Here is a 21,910-nt window from a genome sequence, read left to right as displayed (position 1 = left end):
TCATGCTGTTCTCGTGGTTCAGCATATCATGTGTACTCTAATAATTAAGTCAAAAGCCCTGCAAGGCTGCGCTCCGGCACAGCTTTGCGGGGCTTTTATTCATGTTATGGCACATTAAACGGATTACTGTTCGAGTGGTACCTAAAGTGGATTCTGCTGCGTCTCGTGCTGACTGGAGGTGAACCTGCGTTCATACGCCTGAATGTAGCTTTGACCGGCTTGAGTCAATTTACCGGCAGAGATATAGCCGGCTTCATGAATATGCTTCAGCACAGTTTGGAAATCTCTTGGGTCCACTCCTGCTTGCTGGTGTACGGGCTCCATCTCTTGATCAAATACTTTCAAAATCTGATATACAGGATCAGCGCTTATCATGCCATCAGCCTCCTTTTTAGTGTCGGAGCTTAAATTTCTGGAACAAACAATGCAACAGCATATTCAAGTCCGCCGTAGAGGGTGACGCCTTGAACTACAAGACCAAAAGCTTTTTAACCTGGATGGAAACAGAAAGCTAACTGCATGTAAGAAACTGGCTGCTGTGATGATAAGCAAGCTAACGGATTTTGGGTATAACACTAATAGGAATAGGATTTGCTTGCATGAGAATAGACGATGCATATATGACGGGGGGATACATCATGAAGTGGCAGGGCAGAAGAGGAAGCTCAAATGTGGAGGACCGCCGTGGAATGGGCGGAGGCGGGAAAATGATCGGGGGCGGAATAGGTGGCATCATCATTGTTGTAATAGTGACACTGCTCAGTGGTGGGAATGTCGGAGATATTCTTGGAGGCCTCTCGTCCGGCGGCACCAATACTTCCGCACCTTATGAACAAACGGCTCAGGAGAAGGAGCTGGCGGACTTTGTATCTGTTGTGCTGGCGGATACGGAGGAGGTGTGGACGGGGGTTTTCCAGGAAGAGGGGAAGACTTACACAGATCCAACACTTGTGCTCTATAGCGGCAGTGTAGATTCGGCCTGCGGAACGGCAACTTCAGCAGTGGGGCCGTTTTATTGCCCAGGTGATGCCAAACTGTACATTGACCTCAGCTTTTATGACGAGTTGCAGCAGCGGTTCAAGGCCCCGGGGGATTTTGCTATGGCCTATGTGATTGCCCACGAAGTGGGACACCATGTGCAGACGCTGCTGGGCACTACGAAGAAATTGGACTCGCTCCGCCAGAGCTTGAGCGAGAAAGAATATAATAAATACCAGGTGCGTTTTGAGCTCCAGGCCGATTACCTGGCTGGTGTCTGGGCCAAGCATGCACAGGGGATGAATTTGTTGGAAGAGGGAGATCTGGATGAGGCGCTGACGGCAGCGAGCGCGGTCGGAGATGACACGATCCAGAAGCAGGCTCAAGGCTATGCGGTACCCGACAGCTTCACCCACGGCACTTCGGAGCAGCGGAAGCGCTGGTTCTACAAGGGCTTCGATTCCGGTACTATTGAAGGCGGCGATACCTTTAATGCGGCCCAGCTTTAGATAAAGCAGGCGGTGGAACCTCTGCTTCATCCGGTGATCGGCTGCAGCTTGAGGGATAACCTTATACTCAAAACGGCTGCGCTGTCCAGCGAAGGACAGCGCAGCCGTTACATACATACTTTCAGTTTAGGATTCAAGCTCATTTTTGTAAGACAGCCGGTTGCGGCCCAGCCTTTTGGATTCGAGAAGCAGCTGATCGGCATATACATATCCCTTTTCCATAGAGGTCTTCTGACCGGCTTCCGCCTTGTAATAATAGAGCCCGAAGGAAGCTGAATACACCACCTGGATCCGCTCGTCCTCATACTCCGCGGTGACGCTGTGTCCGGTAATGGTGTCAAGAATCCCCTGAATCTGCGCATAGCAATCTTCGAAGGATTTATGTCTAAGGAACATGGTGAATTCTTCACCGCCGCTGCGGAACAGAATGTCCTCTTCCTGCATATGTGAATTTAGCGTATTGGCAAAGTGGATGATCACCCGGTCGCCGACGGCATGGTTGTAGGTATCGTTGATTTTTTTGAACCGGTCCAGGTCCGCCACAACGATACCAATACATTCCCCGCTGTGGTTCAACTCTTTCATCATTTTATCCATATGAGCACGGTTGAAGACTCCGGTCAAAAAGTCACGGTAGGCCATCTGCTCAAATTTGTCCCGTTCAAATTTATGCTGGGCGCTTTGGGATTTGGAATAGAAGGAGATGCTCACGATATAGTTCAGCATGAAGAGCGCTATGAGCATTTCCCACTTTCCCATCAGGAGCAGACGCAGTAGCAAGGCATTGGTCAAGGCCACCTTGCTGAAGTCCAACAGATTTCTGCTGCGTAGCAGAAGGTTGATGGCTTCTTTGCGGGTGGTGATATCACCTGAGAGTGCAAAGGTAATTGTCAGGAAACTCGAGGACACCAGCGTAGTCACACAGACTACCAGGAGAAACAGCAGCCAGTAGCCCAAAGGCACATGAGCGGCATAAGGATGGAGCAGAGTGTAGAGGTAGTATCCCGCCGAGCCGCCAATCGTGAAAGAACCGATATTGTAGAAAGTGTCCAGGAATTCTCCGGGGTCTGCAGTTTTGGTCTTCTTTTTATAGATAAACACGGTAAACCGGTACAGCACCTCGAACAGAAACGTCCCCAGAGGCCCTGCAAAAATCCCGAATGACGAGGTGTAACTGATCGCATAATCTATATTGGAGTTGCCGCTTCGGGTCACAATACGCAATTGATAATAGAAACTGGAGAAAGCCCAGTATAATAACAGAGCCGTGAAGTATGTATGGTCTAACACCACAGCGTGCCTCGCACTGAAAGCGATGGCCACAGAGGCGGTAAATAGAAAAAGGTCAAATACCCTTGCTTTGGACATAACGTTGACTTCCTTTCAGGAGTTATACCGATTATAACCGAAATTTGGGGTTGTGATAAAAAGTTATTTATAGAAAGTTTGTCATTTATCCATGTCTCGGTCCGGGAGCTGTTCATATAATATTTTGTTCGTCACGATGAATATATTCCAGGGTACCCAAATGGCTTAAGGAGAAGGCGTTCTCTAATCACCGAGGCTGTGTCCAAAGTTGTCATGCCTAAGGGATTTAAGCATATACATGAGGGGAGTAACATTTTGGGCTTATGCTCTGGGCTTGTCTCAGGGTTAGATTATGCCAAGAAGGAGGACATTTCCCGTGTTTGACCAGTCCCATGGCTTGCGGTTTGATATTTATGAACGCATTCATCTGCCTGCAGAACTTCCGGGAATCGCTGAGCTGGAAGAGGTTGAGCTGATTCCGGATATCCAGGTAATTCAGCGGGAGGATCGTGCCGAGCTGTACGGCCAATTGCTGCTTACCGGACTCTACCGCGGAGAAGATGACCGGACCCAGCGTCTGGAACATGCGATTCCCGTAGAAATCACAGTTCCGCTGACCCGGGTCAGCTCGCTTGAAGACATAGGGGTGGAGATCGAGAACTTTGATATTGACCTGCTTACGATGCGCACGGTCAATATCACAGGTGTACTTTCCCTCCGCGGAATCGGGAGTGGTGATGCGCAGCCAGCCTGGCAGCAGGAAGAGTATACAGTAGCTTATTCTGCCGAAGACGAGGAGAAGCTACAGGAAGCTCCTGCTGACAAGCGTGAACGTGAAAATGATGCACTCTATGAGAATTCGCTCTGGACCTATGGTGAAGGAGCGACGGATATCCCTGCACACGATCAAGGAAGCGGACATGGCAATGTTGCCGCTGTGGAAGCTCCTGCTCTTGGGTCAAATCCAGTGTTTCCGGAAGAATCGGAATACACCCAGCCTGCTGCGGTTTCCGAGCCGCAGCAAAAGGACAAGGAACCCAAGGTACGGACCCACAGTCTCGATGCCCATTCAGATAATGCGGGCAATGCGGAGGTGTGGGAGTCTATGGCGAGCGGACCGGTTGCAGAAATCCATTCTGTGGATCGGGAAGAGCCTTCACACCTCCAGGAAGCTGCTGAAAACGCAGCAAGCTTACCGGCTGAAGCTGAATCCGTATCGGAAGCGGAATCCTTGCCGGAGAAGGAGAACAATGGGGCATTTGCAGCCCCTGATGTCGAGCCTGCAACTGAGGAGAAACCTGATCTGAAGATTGGCCTTGGCAGCAAGAAAGAACAGAAGGAAGAGGAGCGGGAGCATCTTACATTCTCTTCCCTGCTCAGCTCCAGCCGGTCACGCAAGGAACAGGAGGACCAGCGCGCCCAGGAGCTGGCTCCTCCAGCAGCAGCTTCAGATGCCGGCAATAATACAGAATGGAAGAGCCGGTTCATCGGGGGCCGGGGTAGCGCGGATTTATTCCGCAAAGTCCGGCTCTGCATTGTCCAGCGGGAAGAAACACTCGACACGATTGCCGAGAAATATCAGTTAAGTGCAAGGGAATTGGTGATGTACAACCGCCTCACCGGACAGAACGTGGAGGAAGGTCAGGTGCTTTACATTCCCTGAACCAAGCTCTAATAGGAATCCCGGCCGCATATGGCCGGGATTTTTGTATGGGTGCGGAATATGGTATAAGACCCGCAGTTTGTGCATATGCTGGTTGACTAGGAATAGTCCTGAATGTATTATGGGATTAAGTAAAAGCGAAAGACTGGGAACGGGAAGAGTAGGCGGTCAGCCCTTCAGAGAGCGGAATATGTAATTGCTGTGAACTTCCGCAGGATGCAGCCCCCGAAGTCGCCCCGGAGTCGCCCTTCTAAGCCTGCTGCGCAGATATGATGCACAGGTTAGGATGTGGCCGGACGCAGCCGTTATCTGCATGAGTGTCGCGCTAAGCTTTCGGAACCGTGAGGAACCGGGGCGAAGGTTTATTTTTGTATAGTGCGAAACAAAGGTGGTACCGCGAAAGAATGACCTTTCGTCCTTTGAGACGAAGGGTCTTTTTGTGTTTAAATATAAGGATTTATATGCTTCACGCTATAAAGAGTCCTTATATACCCAAGAAACGGGTGCCCCTTCTTTCAGAGGGCGGCTGGCCGTTCTTTTTATAACATGCTATTCAAATGGAGGGTTCAACAATGGCTGATCACAAGAACAAAACGGCTGAGCTGCCTGATTTGCAGGATACCGCACAGCCGCAGGCGCCGGGCAGCAAACAGAGCGATATGCCGACCACATACGATCCGAAGGCGGCAGAGCAGAAATGGTATGCATACTGGATGGAGAATGGCTTCTTCGAAGCCGGCAAACGCCCGGAAGCGGAAGCCTATAGTATTGTTATTCCCCCGCCGAATGTGACGGGTATGCTGCATATCGGGCATGCGCTCGATTTCACACTGCAGGATATTCTGATCCGCACGAAGCGGATGCAGGGCTTCGATACGCTATGGCTGCCTGGAACGGACCATGCGGGTATTGCTACCCAGACCAAGGTGGAGCAGAAGCTGCGCCAGCAGGGCATTTCCCGGCATGACTTGGGACGTGAAAAATTCCTGGAGCAGGTATGGGCCTGGAAGGATCAATATGCGGAGACGATTCATGAGCAGTGGGCCAAGATGGGCTTGTCCCTGGATTATTCACGCGAGCGGTTTACACTGGATGAAGGATTGTCCAGTGGGGTGCGGCAGGTATTTGTTGAGTTGTACCGCAAAGGCTTGATATACCGCGGGAAACGGATTATTAACTGGGACCCGGCCGCACGTACGGCTTTGTCGGATATCGAAGTGGAATATAAGGAAGTTAACGGACATCTGTATCACCTTCGTTACCCGCTTAAAGACGGCAGCGGCTTCATTACTGTAGCGACCACACGTCCGGAGACGATGCTTGGCGATACAGCGGTGGCGGTACATCCCAAGGATGAACGTTATAAAGATCTTATTGGCAAAACCCTGATTCTGCCGATCATTGGCCGTGAGATTCCGATTATTGCCGACGACTATGTGGAGAAGGACTTCGGAAGCGGAGCGGTGAAGATCACACCGGCCCATGATCCGAATGACTTTGAAGTAGGTTTGCGCCACAACCTGCCACAGATTAATGTGATGGACGAGAGCGGAACCATGAATGGGGAAGCGGGTCCATATCAAGGTCAGGACCGCAGTGAATGCCGCAAGAATATCGTTGCGGACCTCAAGGAACAGGGCGTCCTGGTTTCCATTGAAGACCATATACACCAGGTTGGACACAGTGAACGTTCAGGAGCCGTAGTTGAGCCTTATCTGTCCACCCAGTGGTTTGTAAAAATGCAGCCGCTGGCTGAAGCCGCTATTACTGCACAGAAAAATGGTGAAGGCGTCAACTTCGTGCCTGAACGTTTTGAAAAGACCTATTTGAACTGGATCGAAAATGTGCGTGACTGGTGTATTTCCCGTCAATTGTGGTGGGGACACCGCATCCCTGCCTGGTACTCAGAGTCTACGGGTGAAGTGTTTGTAGCCTATACCGAAGAGGAAGCCCGCGAAATCAGCGGTCTTGATGACCTGAAGCAGGATGAGGACGTTCTAGATACCTGGTTCAGCTCCAACCTGTGGCCTTTTGCCACGCTGGGCTGGCCGGATGAGAGCAGCAGCGACTATCAGCGCTTTTATCCGAACAATGTGCTGGTTACCGGCTATGACATCATTTACTTCTGGGTAGCACGTATGATCTTCTCCGCGCTTGAATTCACCGGTCAAAAGCCGTTCTCCGATGTATTCATGCACGGTTTGGTACGCGATGCTGAAGGACGCAAAATGTCCAAATCCCTCGGCAACGGGATTGATCCGCTGGATGTTATTGAACAATATGGTGCAGATGCCATGCGCTATATGATTTCTACGGGGATCACGGCGGGCCAGGATCTTCGTTTCCGTATAGAGAAGGTAGAGCAGGCTCGTAACTTTGCCAATAAAATATGGAATGCCTCACGCTTTGCGCTTATGAATCTGGAAGGCGTGAGCTTTGCAAATATTGACATTACAGGTGAGCTTTCGACAGCAGACCGCTGGATTTTACATCGTCTGAACGAAACTTCTCGCGATATTACGCGTCTAATTGACGCATACGAGTATGGCGAGACTGGCCGTCTCCTGTACAACTTCATCTGGGATGACTTGTGCGACTGGTACATCGAATTCTCCAAGCTTACGCTCTATGGAGAGGATGCTGCTGCCAAGGCCAAGACCCAATCGGTGCTTGCTTATGTGCTTGACCGTACGCTGCGTCTGATTCATCCGTTCATGCCGTTCATCACCGAAGAAATCTGGCAGCATCTGCCGCATGAAGGGGATACCATCACTCTGGCCGAATGGCCGAAGTACGAAACTTCCCTGGAGCAGCCGCAGGCTGTGGCGGAAATGAATCTGCTGATGGATGTGATCCGTGCAGTCCGTAATGTCCGTGCTGAAGTTAATGTTCCGATGAGCAAAAAAGTGGAGCTGATCATTAAAGCTTCCAGCGAGGAAACCCTGAGCATCATCACCAAAAATGAAAATTACATTGGGCGCTTCTGCAATACCTCTTCTTTTGAAGCTGGACTTGAGCCAATCACACCGGATAAGGTCATGTCCGCTGTGATTACGGGAGCAGAGCTTCTGCTGCCGCTGGCAGGTCTGATTGATATCGATCAGGAAATTATCCGTCTGGAAAAAGAAGTGGAACTCCTAAACAGCGAAGTAGAACGCGTGGAGAAGAAGCTTGGCAATCAGGGCTTTGTCGCCAAAGCACCGGCTAAAGTCATCGAAGAGGAACGGGCAAAGCAGGCGGATTACTCTGCCAAACGTGAAAAAGTGCTGGCCCGCATCGCAGAGCTGAGAGGATAAACGACTATGGATGAGTGGATCGGGAGCGGCGGAACCGCTCCCTTAAGTTCTTATACAGAAGCAGTGGATTGGATTAACGGGTTGATTCCTTTTGGCATCCGTCCGGGTCTGGAACGGATTGAACGTCTGATGGAGCTGCTGGGCCAACCTCAGCGTAAGCTGAAATTCATTCATGTGGCGGGTACGAACGGCAAAGGCTCGACCTGCGCTTTTTTGACCAGCGTGCTCTTGAACAGCGGGTACAGCGTAGGAACTTTCACGTCTCCTTACATCACCAAATTCACGAACCGTTTTCAGTATAATGGAGCGGATATTCCTGAAGAGGTGCTGACAGAGCTTGCGAACAAGCTGCATCCGCTGGTCGAAGAGATTGCACAGAGTGAGATGGGCTCGCCTACAATGTTCGAAGTCGCTACCGCTCTGGCCATTCTCTATTATGCGGAAGTCTGTTATCCCGATGTAGTCGTATGGGAGACTGGTCTTGGGGGAAGGCTGGATGTAACGAACATTGTCACTCCGATTGTGTCTATCATTACCAATGTCGGTCACGATCACACCGATGTTCTGGGGGACACCGTGGAAGAGATCGCGGGGGAAAAAGCCGGAATCATCAAACCGGGTGTTCCTGCGGTTAGCTGTGTAAGCCAGCCGGAGGCGATAGCGGTGCTCAAGGCAAAAGCCTCCGCCAGCAGATCCACACTCTATCTCGCCGGAGAAGATTTCAGCTACAGCAACGCTTCAGTGACAGAGGGGCTGCAGTCTTTTACCTTCCATGGTCCTTTCAGGTCGCTTGAGCTTGATATCGCTATGAAGGGCGAGCATCAGATCGGAAATGCAGCCGGAGCGATGATGGCGCTGGAGGTCTTGCGTCAATACATGGCATTTATGCTGGAAGACGAGGATGTACTTAAAGGCTTTCGCAGCACCTTTTGGGCGGGAAGACTGGAGGAAGTGAACACTTCTCCTAGAATTGTACTGGATGGGGCTCATAACCCCGAAGGTGCGGAGAGTCTTGCCAAAAGCTTGCCGCAGTTTTATAAGTACGAACATTTAAATTTGCTAATGGGGATGCTGGCAAATAAGCATCATGAGTCATACTTTAAGCATATACTGCCTATAGTGGATACGCTCATCCTGACCGAGCCGGATTTCCGGAAGAAAATGGACGCAGAAGATCTGCAGGCTATCGCAGAGGGTTTGCGTGAGAAATATGCCAAGGAAAATTTGAAAATCATAGTAGAACATGATTGGGGCCGGGCGCTGCAGCTTCTGCAGTCGATCACAGCGGAGAAAGACCTTGCAGTCGTCTCCGGAACGCTGTATTTGATTTCTGATGTGCGCAGTACGCTTTTACGGCAACCCAATTCTGAAAAAGGCTGGTGACGAACTGTTGGATACTACTGAACGTGTGCATTTTATAGGGATCGGCGGCTATGGTATGAGCGCGATTGCCCGGGTAATGCTGGAAATGGGATATACGGTTACGGGCTCCGACGTGGCGGCTCAGGAATTGACCGAGAAATTAATAGCCAAAGGTGCCAAAGTATATATTGGACATACGGCCGAGCAGGTAAAAGGCGCGGACCTTGTCGTATACTCTACGGCCCTTTCAAGTGATAATGTGGAATGGGTAGAAGCGGAGCGGCTCAAGATTCCGGTCCTTCACCGCTCGCAAATGCTGGCACGGCTGCTGAACGAACGGAAGGGCGTGGCTATTGCTGGTGCTCACGGCAAAACCACCACCTCTTCCATGATTGCACTGATTATGGAGGATTGCGGAGTAGACCCTACCTATATCATTGGCGGGGAAATTATGAATGTCGGCACGAATGCCAAAGCGGGACAAGGGGAGTTCGTCGTAGCCGAGGCAGATGAGAGTGATGGCTCCTTCCTGCAGTACCATCCTTGGCTGGGGATCGTAACGAACATTGAAGCGGATCATCTGGAGAATTACGGTGGGGATTTCGGCCGCCTGAAAGCTGCTTACGTTCAATTTATGAATCAGATGCGTGAGGATGGGACGGCAATTGTATGTGCAGATGACGAAACAGCAACCGCGTTATTGCCTGAGGTCAAGGGCAACGTCATCACCTACGGTATTCATTCGGCGGCTGCGGATTACATTGCGACGGACATCGTATTAGGTGACCGCCAGGTAGCCTATACTATGAATTTTGGCAGTGAAGTACTGGGACGCATTGAGCTGTCCATTCCAGGAAAATACAATTTGTACAACTCCATGGCGGCAGTGATTGCTTGTCTGAAAGCCGGAATTCCATTCCAGGCGATTGCAGAGTCCATCCTGAAATTCCATGGGGCCAAACGTCGCTTTCAAGTGCTTGGGGAGGTCAATGATATTCTAGTCATTGATGATTATGCCCATCATCCCACAGAAATTCAAGCAACAATCAGCGCAGCCAAGGCAACGGGTAAAAGGATTATTGCCGTATTCCAGCCGCAGCGCTATACACGGACCTTTTTCCTGCTGGATGCCTTCAGCCGTGCTTTCAGTGAAGCGGATGAAGTGATACTCACTGACATTTATTCACCAGCCGGAGAGAAACAGATTGAAGGCGTAAGTTCCGCCAAACTGGTAGAATTAATCATCCAGAACAGCAATGCCAGTGCAAGACATCTGCCGACGAAGGAAGCTGTATTGGCTGACTTGCAAGGCCGGATTGCTCCAGGCGATCTCGTGATTACGATGGGAGCAGGAGACATTTGGAAGGTTGGGTATGCACTTGCAGAGGAATTGAAAAAAAAGTAAATCACGATTCTACAATCTAATATTTGTACATTTTACACAGAAACGGATACTGCTCTTTATACTGAAGGAGCGGCTATGCCGTTTCTGCTTGTTATGGGACATGCATTCATTTATTCCCGCGCACATGGTGGTGTGACTAATGGTACTTGAGCTTGATATTCGAACACTGTTATACCTATTTATTTTTGGAAATCTATTTATTGCCTTACTGACCAGCTTCTATCGTCTGGATTCATCCAGAGACAAGGCTTCCGCCCTTTTTATAGCAGCGAAATGGCTGCAAGTGGCCTATTGGTCCTCGTTCCTGCTATGGGATACGGTGCCGCGTTATCTGGCAATCCCGCTCAGCAATGCTCTTATTCTTGCCGGGGGAGGATTGGAGATTGCTGCGCTTCTTCTGATGATGGGTCTGCTGGGACGCAGGGCTAAGTTGTATTATTGGACCCTTTCGGTTTGTAGTGTGATCAGTTACGGAATAGTTGGGCTTTATTTTAACAGACCGAATATAAGGGTCGCGACCACATCGCTGTGGGTAGTTTTGTTTGTGATTTATCCCGCCTACCATTTGACGGCTAACCGGAAAGGCTCCCCATTGCAGAGAATGTTGGGCTTCATATTTTACATTTTTGCGGCGGCGATGCTGATCCGGTCTATGGCTGCACTATTTCTGGATCCCGGTATGGGGGCACTGTCGCCCAACCTGCCACAATATCTATATTTTCTGGGTATGTTCTTTCTGCTGATCGTAGGATCATCCTCCTTTATTCTGTTATCCAATGAGCATGCCTATGAGAAGTTGAAGAGAATGGCAACTTATGACGGGCTGACCGGTATTCTGGGCCGCAGGGCTTTTATGCAGAAAGCAGAACAGAAGCTGCTGCATGCAGTAAAACAACAGGAGCTTTACTCGCTGCTGCTGCTGGATCTTGACCATTTTAAAAGAGTGAATGACACACAAGGCCACGACGTTGGCGATGCAGTCCTGCAGGATTTCGTACTCACGATCCAGAATAATCTCAGTACCTATGACCTGTTTGGCAGAGTGGGCGGAGAGGAATTCGCTGTTCTGCTGTGCGGACTGGACCAAGAGGGCAGCAGCCGCAAGGCTGAACGGCTCAGGCAAGCTGTTGAGGAGGGCGCCTCCAGCTTTACGTATCCTGGGGAGTACACAGTCAGCATTGGTATCGTCACAGTCCTTCCGGATCCCTCCACTAGCCTGGACAGGCTGTATAAGCTTAGTGACCTGGCATTGTATCAGGCGAAGCAGTTAGGCCGAAACTGTGTAGTGCATTCCAGTTAGAATGGCTGGGACTCCGGCACGCCTGCGATTCCATGAACAAGGAGTGAGTTGGATAGCCGTTCATCTGGATCTGAAGACATTGCTGGTTTGTTTGTTTTTCGGGAATTCTTTTACAGTGCTTCTTGTAATAGCTTACCGTTCACGACGGTCAAAGGATGAAGCCTCCCGAATGTTTGTGGTGGCCAAGCTTCTTCAACTGGTCATCGTACTGCTCTTGATACTTGAGCCTTTTCTGGACCGAAGGTTCACTCTACCGGTTAACATCCTCCTGGGGTTGGCAGCGGGTACAGCGGAAGCTGTCTCCCTGCTTAAGCTGCTGGGTGCCTATTCGGGCCGGGTCAAAAGCTATTATTTTTCCCTGACAGGGTTATCTGCGTTTGCCCTGATTCTTATGTATATCCTGTTTCCTTACCGGCCGCTGAATATCCCCTTGGCAAGTCTGTCCGGGGTGTTGTTTATAGTGTATCCCGTCTACATTTTAAGCGTAAAAGGCAAAAAAACACCGTTGCAGGAAATGATGGGCCTGCTCTACGGAATAGTGATCCTGATTTTGCTGGGGCAGGCAGTTTTCACGTTCTCTACACCGTCGGCTGGTAACTCTTTCATACCTGACTTCCTTCAAACCTTGTACTATATCGGTATTTATTTGCTGATGTTTCTGGGAACTTCAGGATTCATGCTCCTGTCCCGCGAACAATCCTATGCGGAGCTGGAACGGGTCGCCACTTACGATGAACTGACCGGTATTCTTAACCGGGGGGCATTCGTACAACGGGCCCGCAACAGGCTTGCCGATTCGGTTAAAGGGAATATGCCTTTTTCTTTTCTATTGCTCGATATCGATCATTTCAAAAAGGTGAATGATACCTATGGACATGATACCGGAGATAAGGTGCTTGGGGATTTTGCCCGCAAAATACAAGGCCAGCTTGGCGGTAACGATCTGTTCGGCAGATTTGGCGGTGAGGAATTTGCTGTACTGCTGCATTGCGCGGATGAGGAAGCCAGCGGCAGCACCGCTGAACAGCTGCGCCGCTGTGTACTGGATGCGGTGATTGATGGCGTTCCGATGCCATACACCGTGAGTATCGGAATCATCACGGTCTACCCGGGGGAGCGGGCAGCTTTGAACACTTTGTACAGACTGAGCGATGCAGCGTTGTATCAAGCCAAGCAGCAAGGAAGAAACCGAGTGGTACGAAGCCGTGAAACAGCCGGTAGTCCATAATCTGCATAATGAGAATAACAGGAGCGTTCCTTCACCTCAGCCGGGTCAGGAGCGCTTTTTCGTGTGGAAATCCATATTTTTGAAATTATTTTTGGAAAATACATGAAACGACAAAAAAACGATGCAGTTTGGGGTAATATATCCTAAACACATAGATAGATAAAGACTATAGGAGAGTAGGAGACATTAATAATGAGGGAGAAATTACTGTTCATATCTGCCGAGAATCCTTTTCCCCAGGACAGCGGCGGCAAGCTGAGAACTGGCAATATCCTGAATATTTTACTGGTCAAATATGATGTGGATCTGCTTACTTACAGCAATACAAGGTCTTCAGCAGAAAAGGAGGAAACTCCGGGACTTGCAATATATGAAGTAGAACGAACCATGAATTACCGCAAAGCCATGCTCCGTTCGCTATATAAATGGCGCAACAGTTCCTATATGAGTCATGTGGACGTAGACATGCGCAGTAAGATCACGGAGTTGTGCCGTGAGAACAGCTACAGCCATATTTTCATATCCCATAGCCTGCTGGGAAGCTGCATTGATATCGTTCGTCAAGCACTGCCAGATGCCGTAATTACGACGGATGCCCACAATTTCGAGAGCGGACTCTCCGGACAGCTGGCTGCCGGGAAGAAGGGGGCTGCAAAGCTGTTTTATACCCTTAATGCAGTATGGACGAAGCGGGATGAGCTCAAGCTGATGGACAAGACGAATCTGCTGCTGACCACATCGGAGCAGGATGGCCTGGCGTTCAAATCACTATCTCTCGGAAATTCACATAAGGTCCATGTGATTCCCAACTTTATACGTATGGGCGACTACCAGGCTAACGTGAAAAGTCTCAAAGAAAAATGGATTATTTTACCTGGTAATATGAACTACTTTCCGAATGTTAACGCAGCAGTCTATTTCAACCGCGAGATTTACCCGCTCATCAAATTGAAGGTGCCGGGAATCAAGTGGTACATCGTAGGCAGGGATGTGCACCCGGAGGTCGCAGCATTGGCTGACAATGATCCTTCGATTGTGATCACCGGTTATGTTGATAGTGTTGCGGATTATGTGCGCAAAGCTCAGGTTGTCATTGCCCCCTTATTAGAGGGAAGCGGTACCCGCCTGAAAATTCTGGAGGCCTGGGCGCTGAAGACCCCCGTCGTCTCAACCACGAAAGGTGCAGAAGGACTGCTCTATGAACATTCCCGGAACATTATGATCGCCGATGATCCCGCAACCTTTGCGGACAATGTGGTTCAGCTTCTTCAGCATCCTGAACGCGGAATAGCGCTTGCGGATCAAGCTTATCAAACCCTGCTTGCCAATTATGAGGCCGAAAGTGTACGCACGAAACTCCTGCGTTTGGTCTGAGTCTACACTAAAGATAATGAATGTAATTATATCAAAATAGCATATCCTTCTCTCGTCTATCATATATTTCCTTATAGAATAGACGATAGTGAGGTGTGTGCTTTGAATAACGGAAGAATGACTTTCAAGTTTGACGTGGATCACACCAGAAAGCCAGGGTCAATCGAGCACAGGGCAGGAGCAGGGCTTGGTACTGCCAGGGATTACACGGAAATAGAGCGGAAGCGTGATGGAACCGGGACATATGAAGAACCGCTGCCATTGTTTCTCCAACCCGATTCAAGGCTTGATTTATGGGAACAGGAACCACAATTTGCTGTTGCTCCAGTACATGAGCATGAAGACAGGAGGTCAGGGGAACGCAGCTATGGTCCAGAATGGGCAACAGAGTCTGATGCTTATGGTGATCTTTCCATGCCGGGAAGGGATTACGGGGGTTCCTACCACACCCGGCGTCCCTCCTATTGGTGGAAACTTGCCATTTCCATTGCCGGAGCACTGGGGATCGGCATACTGCTTGGCTACGCAGCATTGTCTTTTATAGGCGGCGGAAGCCTTACAGGCAATTCTGACATTCCTAGTGCGAACCCAGCCGTCGTTCCGGGTGAAAAGGATACAGCGGCCGTACTGCCGCAGGATACGAGCGGGAAGGCTGGATTGAACTACATACCGGTGCAGGTGGCAGCGCAGACTTATTATCTCCTGCAGTACGGTGTGTTCAGTACTCCGGAGGGGGCGGAGCAGGCCCGTCAGGAACTCCTGACGGCGGGGCTTGCCGCCGGTCTTGATCCAACGGACGGCAACCGGGTATATGCCGGGATGTCGCCAGACCGTGAGCAGGCCAAGCTGCTCAGCAGCGGTCTGAAGAACCAGGGTATTGAGCTTTATGTCAGGGAAGTATCGCTCCCTGCTGCGGAGAAAGCCGTCTATACCGGAAAGGCTGAGACTGTGAACAACTACTTCGCGGCCAGCGGGAAGCTGCTGGGTGAGCTCAGCAGCTTATCCGCGTCCGAATTAAGCGGGCCGGGTAAAGCGGTGGATACTACAGACATTAGTACTCTTCATATGCATTGGTACGAAGCGGTCAAAGCACTGGAGCCGGGACTTCCGGCTGAAGCACAGAAGCTCTGTTCCGGACTGGAGAAATCCATGAGCCAGGGGATTTCTGCGCTGAATGAGTATAATAAGAACCAAGCACAAGGTTTGTTGTGGGAGGTGCAGGAGGCGATGATGAGCTTCCTCACCGGTCAGAAGAGTCTGCTCGCTTCCCTGTCTTGAATGCTTTGATCCCATAAATAGGAATCAGTAATCCCCCGTTTCCGGCAACCCGTCGGCCGGGGGATTGCTGTTTTTTTGAAATATAGACCGTTCCTAGAAGGCCAGTGAAGGCACCTTCACTGGGGGGCTGATTGGTTCGCTGGTGCATAGTAGTCAAATCCGCAGGTCCCAAGTCATACTTCCCTACGTCAACTGCCAAATGGCTGGTGTGCTGCTCAGAATACTCATGGGTGGGTGGTAATCATTTCCGGACTGGATTTTACGTTTGTGTTGAACTCCGTTTCACCGTATAATAATTAGGGTGTCAAAAAATGGCGAGGGAAGACTTAGATGAAGAAGAAAAATGTGGGAATACTGCTGTTATTTCTAATTCTGGGCTGGCTGGCCGGGGCGTGGATCGCCAAACTGCTGGAACCTGTAAAAGCTTTGTCTTTTCTTACAGCCTCGACTGTACTCAAATGGTCGCCGCAAGCCGATTTGGACATCATAACCTATGACATCACTATTCATTTGAAATTGTGTCTGCTCAGTCTTGCAGGAATTATTACGGCCCTATGGCTCTACCGGAGACTGTAGCATTCGCTGCTAACTTCAGAAGGGACGTTACTACAGTGGAGTATGATAACTCAAGACTGATTATTCTTGCCTCAGGTTCTCCGCGCCGCCGTGAGCTGTTAACACTGCTCGGCTTGCCCTTCGAGGTCATATCAAGCGATGCGGACGAGAGCACACCTCCAGGTCTTGCACCTGAGGAGATTGTGCGCAGCCTAGCGCTCCGCAAAGCAGAGGCAGTCCTGCCTTCCGCTGGTGAACGTGCTGCCATTGTCATTGGCAGTGACACAATCGTAGTGCTGGACGGCCAAGTGCTCGGCAAGCCGGTAGACCCGCAGGACAGCACAGCTATGCTTAAGCTTCTTCAGGGCCGGACACACCAGGTGTATACCGGAGTAGCCTGCATAGGGTTGCCTGAAGAGAAGGCCGTGGTCCGGCACCGGGTAACCTCTGTAACCATGAGAGCGATGAGCATGGATGAAATCTCCGCTTACATAGCGACCGGAGAGCCTGCTGATAAGGCCGGCTCCTATGCGATTCAAGGACTGGGTGCCACCCTGGTGGAACGGATTGAAGGCTGTTATTTTAACGTGGTCGGATTGCCGCTGTCCCTGCTTGGGGAGATGTTGTCCGATTTTGGCATCTCGGTGCTTGATCTTCAAGGATCGCATTAGGAAAGAGGGATAGGGATGGAGTCGCAACCATTTATGCTGCGGGACCTCCCCCATGAAGAACGACCACGAGAGCGCATGATGCATTATGGGGCAGAATCACTAAGTCAAGCAGAGCTGCTGGCCATTCTGCTGCGTACAGGTACGCGGGCGGAATCGGCTATTCATATTGCCCAGCGGATGCTGGGACAGGCAGGCAGTCTTCGTGGGCTGGCAGACCTGAGCATTGAAGAACTGACGAATATCAAAGGCATCGGCCCTGCCAAGGCGGTGCAACTCAAAGCTGGCATAGAGCTGGGAAGACGAATGGCAAATTCCCGGCTGACCGAGCCGGTCATCATCCGCTCCCCACAGGACGCGGCGGAGATATTGACCGAGCAGCTGCGCTACCTGCAGAAGGAGCATTTTGTCTGTCTCTTTCTGAATACGAAAAATCATGTTATTGCGCAGGAGACATTATCCATGGGCAGCCTCAACGCCTCCATTGTACATCCCCGTGAGGTGTTCAGGGCAGCTATGAAATGCAGCAGCGCAGCTATCATATGCGCACATAATCATCCCAGCGGTGATCCTACGCCCAGTCCGGAAGATATCTCCTTAACCTCAAGATTGCTTCAGGCTGGGGAGATCGTCGGAATAGATGTGCTGGATCATCTGATCATTGGAGACAGCAGTTTTGTAAGTTTGAAGGAAAAAGGGTACATGTAATATAATCGTCCAGAGATACAAGGAAAAGGAGAATACAAGCATGTTAGGTGGTTTTACGAAAGATTTAGGAATTGATCTGGGGACAGCGAATACGCTAGTCTATGTACGCGGTAAGGGGATTGTTGTCAGAGAGCCTTCCGTAGTGGCCATTAATACAGATACCAAGACCATTGAAGCCGTTGGCGAATCTGCCAAAAAAATGATCGGCCGTACGCCGGGGAATATCCGTGCCATTCGTCCAATGAAGGATGGAGTGATTGCGGATTTTGATACTACTGCAACTATGATTAAATATTTCATCCGCCAGGCGCAGAAACAGCGCTCGATGTTCCAGCGCCATCCGAATGTAATGGTATGCGTACCGTCCGGCATCACAGCGGTGGAGCAGCGTGCCGTGGAGGATGCCACCAAGCAGGCGGGTGCGCGCGAGGCCTATATTATTGAGGAACCTTTTGCTGCTGCCATCGGTGCAGATCTGCCGGTTTGGGAGCCTACAGGCAGTATGGTTGTTGATATCGGCGGAGGGACTACTGAGGTAGCTGTTATCTCCCTTGGCGGTATCGTGACTAGCCGTTCTGTGCGGGTTGCCGGTGACGAAGCGGATGAATCGATCATTCAATACATCAAACGCCAATATAATCTCATGATCGGGGAACGTACCTCCGAACAGCTCAAGATGGATGTGGGTTCTGCCCTGCCTTTGGAGATGACCGAGACTATGGAGATCCGCGGACGTGATCTTGTAACCGGGCTGCCTAAGACGTTGACCATTACCTCTGATGAAATCTGCGAAGCACTGTCAGATACCGTAAATGCCATTGTAGAGGCCGTAAAGGTAACGCTGGAGAAATGTCCTCCTGAGCTTGCTGCCGATATTATGGATCGGGGAATTGTACTTACTGGCGGCGGCGCTCTGCTGCGTAACCTGGACAAGTTACTGGCCCGCGAGACTGGTATGCCTGTCATTGTTGCTGAGAATCCGCTGGATTGCGTAGTTATCGGAACAGGCAAAGCCCTGGAGAATATTCATCTCTTCAAGAGCCGCAGCAACTCAAGCCTCCGTTCCAAGCGCTAAATTGTCTGCTTGTGAACGTCAAACCCCTGATATGGGAGAAATACGTTTGTTAGAGGGTGTTGGAACTGTTTAAACTGTTTAACAATAAACGTCTGTTCATTTTATTGATTTCACTGGTCATGTTTATCGTTGTTATGGGTTTCAGTCTGGCAACCAGGAAATCCTTGTCATGGCCGGAGAATTTCCTTAGAGACACGACTGGTTTCGTACAGAATTTGTTCTACAAGCCCGCTGGATATGTAGCGGGCTTGTTCCAAGATATTGGGAATCTGAAGGATCTTGCCGCAGAGAATGAGGAACTTAAAATTCTGGCAGCGCAATATGCACGTGACAAAGCCCAATATAATTTCATTCAAGCCGAAAATGAAGATTACAAGATAAAACTTCATTTTACTGATGCCCAGAAAAATCTGTACAATTATGAGTACCATATTGCTAACGTTGTCAGCGTGACTACCGAGCCTAATAATAACACACTTGTTATTGATCTCGGGTCCAAGGACGGAGTTAAGCCTAATATGTCCGTGACCTCTGTAGAGGGATTGGTTGGTGTGATCAGCAAAGTAAGCAATTTCACCTCCACGGTGAAACTAATGACCATGATGGATGCGAATGATCCGAACTCCCAGCCGCCAATTGCGGCTACGGTTTTTAACAAGGAAGGCGAGACCTTTGGGATGATTGAGAGTTACGACCAGCAGACCGGAATGCTGATGATGAACAAGATCCCCGTAGGAAATCCAGTTGCCAAAGGGGATACCATCATCTCCTCAGGCATTGGGGGACTGTATCCGCGTGGAATGACCATCGGCACGGTCCAAGAGGTAAAGACAGGGGAGTTTGGTTTAACTTCTACTGCAATCATTAAACCGGCGGCGGGTTTTCAAGACTGGAAGGGATTGTTCGTTGTCTTTACGGAGGAGCGTGCAGAATAGTGAAGATGCGCAGATCCGTATTAATTCTGTTATTATTTCTTTTATTTATTGTAGAAGGCACTATAATGCCCTGGTTGCTGCCGGATGCATGGGAGATGCGGGTTATTCCCAATCTCGTGTTTATTGTGATCCTGTTTGTAACGATATATCATCACCGTCATACAGCACTTATTCTTGGCTTGTCTTTCGGTATGCTGCATGATGTGGTGTTCTATGGACGTATTCTTGGTGCCCACTCTTTTGCTATGGGATTGTCCGCTTATCTGATTGGCCTGATATTTCAGATTCCGCGCGCTCCGTTGCCGCTGATGATGACGGTGGTGCTGCTGGGCAGCCTGCTTGAGGATAGTGTGCTTTTTGCCATTTACAGTGTATTTAATTTAGGCCAGGTTCCTTATAACTGGGCATTGCTGCATCATATGCTGCCTACCATGTTATTTCATTTTGCTATCGCCCTCCTCCTCTATGTTCCTCTCCGGCGGCAGATTGAACTGCTGAAGAAAGAGACCCGCAAGGAAGAGGCGGCGTGAAGCCGGACTGCATTTTCTTACATGGGAAAGAAGGAATTTGCCTGGCCCGGCACGAATGAATGAGAATGGGGGGACAGGCAAATGACAGTACAATCCAAGCATGTAAGGATTAAGGGCATCAAGGATGGCCTGGTATTCCTGCTAGACGACAAGTGTCCCTTTGAAGATCTCCTGAGCGAACTTCGCTATAAGCTGGAGCACAGCCATCAGAATATATTGACCGGACCAATTGTGCATGTGGACATTAAGCTCGGCAGCCGTACAGTAACTGAAGAAGACAAGGAAGCCGTGTTAGACATTCTGAAGAGCCAAGGCAATCTGTTAATTCGTTCTGTTGAAGCCTTGGAAGAACCCGGGGGTAAGGACAGTGATGCCCTGTTTCTGATCAGTGGAATTATTCGCTCGGGCCAAGTACTGCACCATGAAGGGAATCTTCTATATTTGGGCGATGTGAATCCCGGAGGGTCGATTACCTGTACGGGTGATATTTATATTCTCGGAGCGCTTCGCGGAATGGCTCATGCCGGAGTAGACGGCAATCAGGAGGCAATTATTGCTGCATCTTTGCTGTCACCTACACAGCTGCGGATTGCCGATGTGATTAGCCGTCCGCCGGATGAATGGGAAACCCGCGAGAGCAGCATGGAATTTGCTTATTTATCAAGCGGTGCTATGCAGATCGACAAAATTCATAATATAGTCAAATTACGTGAGGGTTTAAATGTGTTTAAAGGGGTGTAGCCTCCATGGGAGAAGCGATTGTCGTAACCTCGGGCAAAGGCGGAGTTGGCAAAACAACTACAACGGCCAATATTGGCACCGCGCTTGCATTGCAGGGCAAAAAAGTATGTCTGGTCGATACGGACATTGGACTTCGGAATCTGGATGTGGTTATGGGGCTGGAGAACCGCATCATCTATGATCTTGTGGATGTAGCGGAAGGACGCTGCCGCCTGAACCAGGCACTGGTCAAGGACAAACGTTTTGAAGAACTGTACATGCTGCCTGCAGCGCAGACCAAAGACAAGACCTCTGTTACACCGGAGCAGGTGAAGGATATTATTCTTGAACTCAAGAAGGAATACGAATATATCCTGATCGATTGTCCCGCTGGGATCGAGCATGGCTTCCGCAACGCCATTGCCGGAGCGGACAAGGCCATTGTCGTCACTACGCCGGAGCATGCCGCGGTAAGGGATGCAGACCGGATAATTGGCCTTTTGGAGCAGTCCCATGTAGAGTCTCCGAAGCTGGTGGTTAACCGGATTCGGCCGGGACTTGTGAAATCAGGGGATATGCTCGATATTGAGGATATCCTGCAGGTGCTGAATATTGATTTGATCGGCATTGTTCCCGATGATGAGCTGGTCATAAAGGCAGCGAACAGTGGGGAACCGACCGTAATGAATCCTGATTCGCCAGCAGCGATCGCTTACCGCAATATCGCCCGGCGTATTCTGGGTGATGCGGTACCGTTAATGCAGCTTGACCGGAAACCGGGTGCCTTTAAGAAGCTGAAGAAGTTTTTCGGTATGGGCTGAGGCGGAGTCATTATTCAAAGTGTTATACCAAGAGTCAGCAAATGTCCCGTCTGCAGATAATCTGCGGCGGGATTTTTGCTTCGGATTCAAAGGATTTCAAAGGTTCGCGTTATCCATTCTCAGAAATGGTTCAATAAAGTTGCCCGCAATAAGGGATCTTTCCCATTTCTGTTTTCCATCCCGGCAGGGCTTGTTCT

19 protein-coding genes are annotated in these 21,910 nt (G+C 50.0%); 17 read left to right on the top strand and 2 right to left on the bottom strand.

Annotation, left to right across the window (positions count from 1 at the left end; translation table 11 throughout):
• Positions 1-141: 141 nt before the first annotated feature.
• Positions 142-375, bottom strand: a complete 234-nt coding sequence (locus tag AC0MA3_RS14845; RefSeq protein WP_474656730.1) for a hypothetical protein — start codon at positions 373-375, stop codon at positions 142-144.
• A 263-nt stretch (positions 376-638) separates the two neighbouring features.
• Here AC0MA3_RS14845 and ypfJ point away from each other — a divergent pair, with 263 nt between their 5' ends.
• The gene (gene ypfJ, locus AC0MA3_RS14840) at positions 639-1,487 is read left to right on the top strand and encodes a KPN_02809 family neutral zinc metallopeptidase (RefSeq protein ID WP_379159774.1); all 849 of its coding nucleotides are present in this window, start codon (positions 639-641) and stop codon (positions 1,485-1,487) included.
• A 126-nt stretch (positions 1,488-1,613) separates the two neighbouring features.
• Here ypfJ and AC0MA3_RS14835 read toward each other — a convergent pair whose 3' ends face one another.
• Entirely contained in the window at positions 1,614-2,855 is a 1,242-nt protein-coding gene (locus AC0MA3_RS14835; RefSeq protein ID WP_379159777.1) for a GGDEF domain-containing protein, read from the bottom strand.
• Between the two features lie 316 nt (positions 2,856-3,171).
• Between AC0MA3_RS14835 and AC0MA3_RS14830 the strand changes: the two genes are divergently transcribed.
• The 16 genes from AC0MA3_RS14830 to minD all read left to right on the top strand — a co-directional run bounded on the left by AC0MA3_RS14830 (position 3,172) and on the right by minD (position 21,713).
• Entirely contained in the window at positions 3,172-4,458 is a 1,287-nt protein-coding gene (locus tag AC0MA3_RS14830) for a LysM peptidoglycan-binding domain-containing protein (RefSeq protein WP_474656729.1), read from the top strand.
• 659 nt (positions 4,459-5,117) lie between these two features.
• On the top strand, positions 5,118-7,754 hold the full coding sequence (locus AC0MA3_RS14825) for a valine--tRNA ligase (RefSeq protein WP_474656857.1): 2,637 nt from the start codon (positions 5,118-5,120) through the stop codon (positions 7,752-7,754).
• Positions 7,755-7,760: 6 nt separating this feature from the next.
• Positions 7,761-9,137, top strand: coding sequence for a bifunctional folylpolyglutamate synthase/dihydrofolate synthase (locus tag AC0MA3_RS14820; protein WP_474656728.1), 1,377 nt, complete (start codon positions 7,761-7,763; stop codon positions 9,135-9,137).
• 7 nt (positions 9,138-9,144) lie between these two features.
• Entirely contained in the window at positions 9,145-10,521 is a 1,377-nt protein-coding gene (gene murC / locus AC0MA3_RS14815) for a UDP-N-acetylmuramate--L-alanine ligase (protein WP_474656727.1), read from the top strand.
• Between the two features lie 139 nt (positions 10,522-10,660).
• The gene (locus AC0MA3_RS14810; protein ID WP_474656726.1) at positions 10,661-11,821 is read left to right on the top strand and encodes a GGDEF domain-containing protein; all 1,161 of its coding nucleotides are present in this window, start codon (positions 10,661-10,663) and stop codon (positions 11,819-11,821) included.
• Between the two features lie 169 nt (positions 11,822-11,990).
• Positions 11,991-13,049 carry a GGDEF domain-containing protein gene (locus AC0MA3_RS14805; RefSeq protein WP_474656725.1) on the top strand — a complete coding sequence of 353 codons (1,059 nt, stop codon included), beginning with the start codon at positions 11,991-11,993 and terminating at the stop codon, positions 13,047-13,049.
• Between the two features lie 192 nt (positions 13,050-13,241).
• A complete protein-coding gene (locus AC0MA3_RS14800; protein ID WP_474656724.1) occupies positions 13,242-14,423 on the top strand; it encodes a glycosyltransferase family 4 protein in 1,182 nt (393 codons plus the stop codon).
• A 102-nt stretch (positions 14,424-14,525) separates the two neighbouring features.
• A complete protein-coding gene (locus AC0MA3_RS14795) occupies positions 14,526-15,701 on the top strand; it encodes an SPOR domain-containing protein (RefSeq protein WP_474656723.1) in 1,176 nt (391 codons plus the stop codon).
• A gap of 330 nt (positions 15,702-16,031) precedes the next feature.
• Positions 16,032-16,277, top strand: a complete 246-nt coding sequence (locus AC0MA3_RS14790; RefSeq protein WP_074086580.1) for a DUF4321 domain-containing protein — start codon at positions 16,032-16,034, stop codon at positions 16,275-16,277.
• A gap of 35 nt (positions 16,278-16,312) precedes the next feature.
• Positions 16,313-16,927, top strand: coding sequence for a Maf family protein (locus AC0MA3_RS14785; protein WP_474656856.1), 615 nt, complete (start codon positions 16,313-16,315; stop codon positions 16,925-16,927).
• 15 nt (positions 16,928-16,942) lie between these two features.
• Positions 16,943-17,632 carry a RadC family protein gene (radC, locus tag AC0MA3_RS14780; RefSeq protein ID WP_379159799.1) on the top strand — a complete coding sequence of 230 codons (690 nt, stop codon included), beginning with the start codon at positions 16,943-16,945 and terminating at the stop codon, positions 17,630-17,632.
• 40 nt (positions 17,633-17,672) lie between these two features.
• Positions 17,673-18,707 carry a rod shape-determining protein gene (locus AC0MA3_RS14775; protein WP_379159803.1) on the top strand — a complete coding sequence of 345 codons (1,035 nt, stop codon included), beginning with the start codon at positions 17,673-17,675 and terminating at the stop codon, positions 18,705-18,707.
• A gap of 56 nt (positions 18,708-18,763) precedes the next feature.
• Entirely contained in the window at positions 18,764-19,642 is an 879-nt protein-coding gene (mreC, locus tag AC0MA3_RS14770; protein WP_474656722.1) for a rod shape-determining protein MreC, read from the top strand.
• A complete protein-coding gene (gene mreD, locus AC0MA3_RS14765) occupies positions 19,642-20,172 on the top strand; it encodes a rod shape-determining protein MreD (RefSeq protein WP_379159809.1) in 531 nt (176 codons plus the stop codon). Before mreC ends, mreD begins: the two co-directional genes overlap by 1 nt.
• Positions 20,173-20,253: 81 nt before the next feature.
• Entirely contained in the window at positions 20,254-20,913 is a 660-nt protein-coding gene (gene minC, locus AC0MA3_RS14760; protein ID WP_474656721.1) for a septum site-determining protein MinC, read from the top strand.
• 5 nt (positions 20,914-20,918) lie between these two features.
• The gene (minD, locus tag AC0MA3_RS14755) at positions 20,919-21,713 is read left to right on the top strand and encodes a septum site-determining protein MinD (RefSeq protein ID WP_474656720.1); all 795 of its coding nucleotides are present in this window, start codon (positions 20,919-20,921) and stop codon (positions 21,711-21,713) included.
• The last annotated feature ends 197 nt before the right edge of the window (positions 21,714-21,910 follow it).

This window comes from Paenibacillus sp. LS-5 (assembly GCF_056121505.1).
Note: the sequence above shows the minus strand (reverse complement) of the source record. Positions and strands in the feature narration are given on the sequence as shown.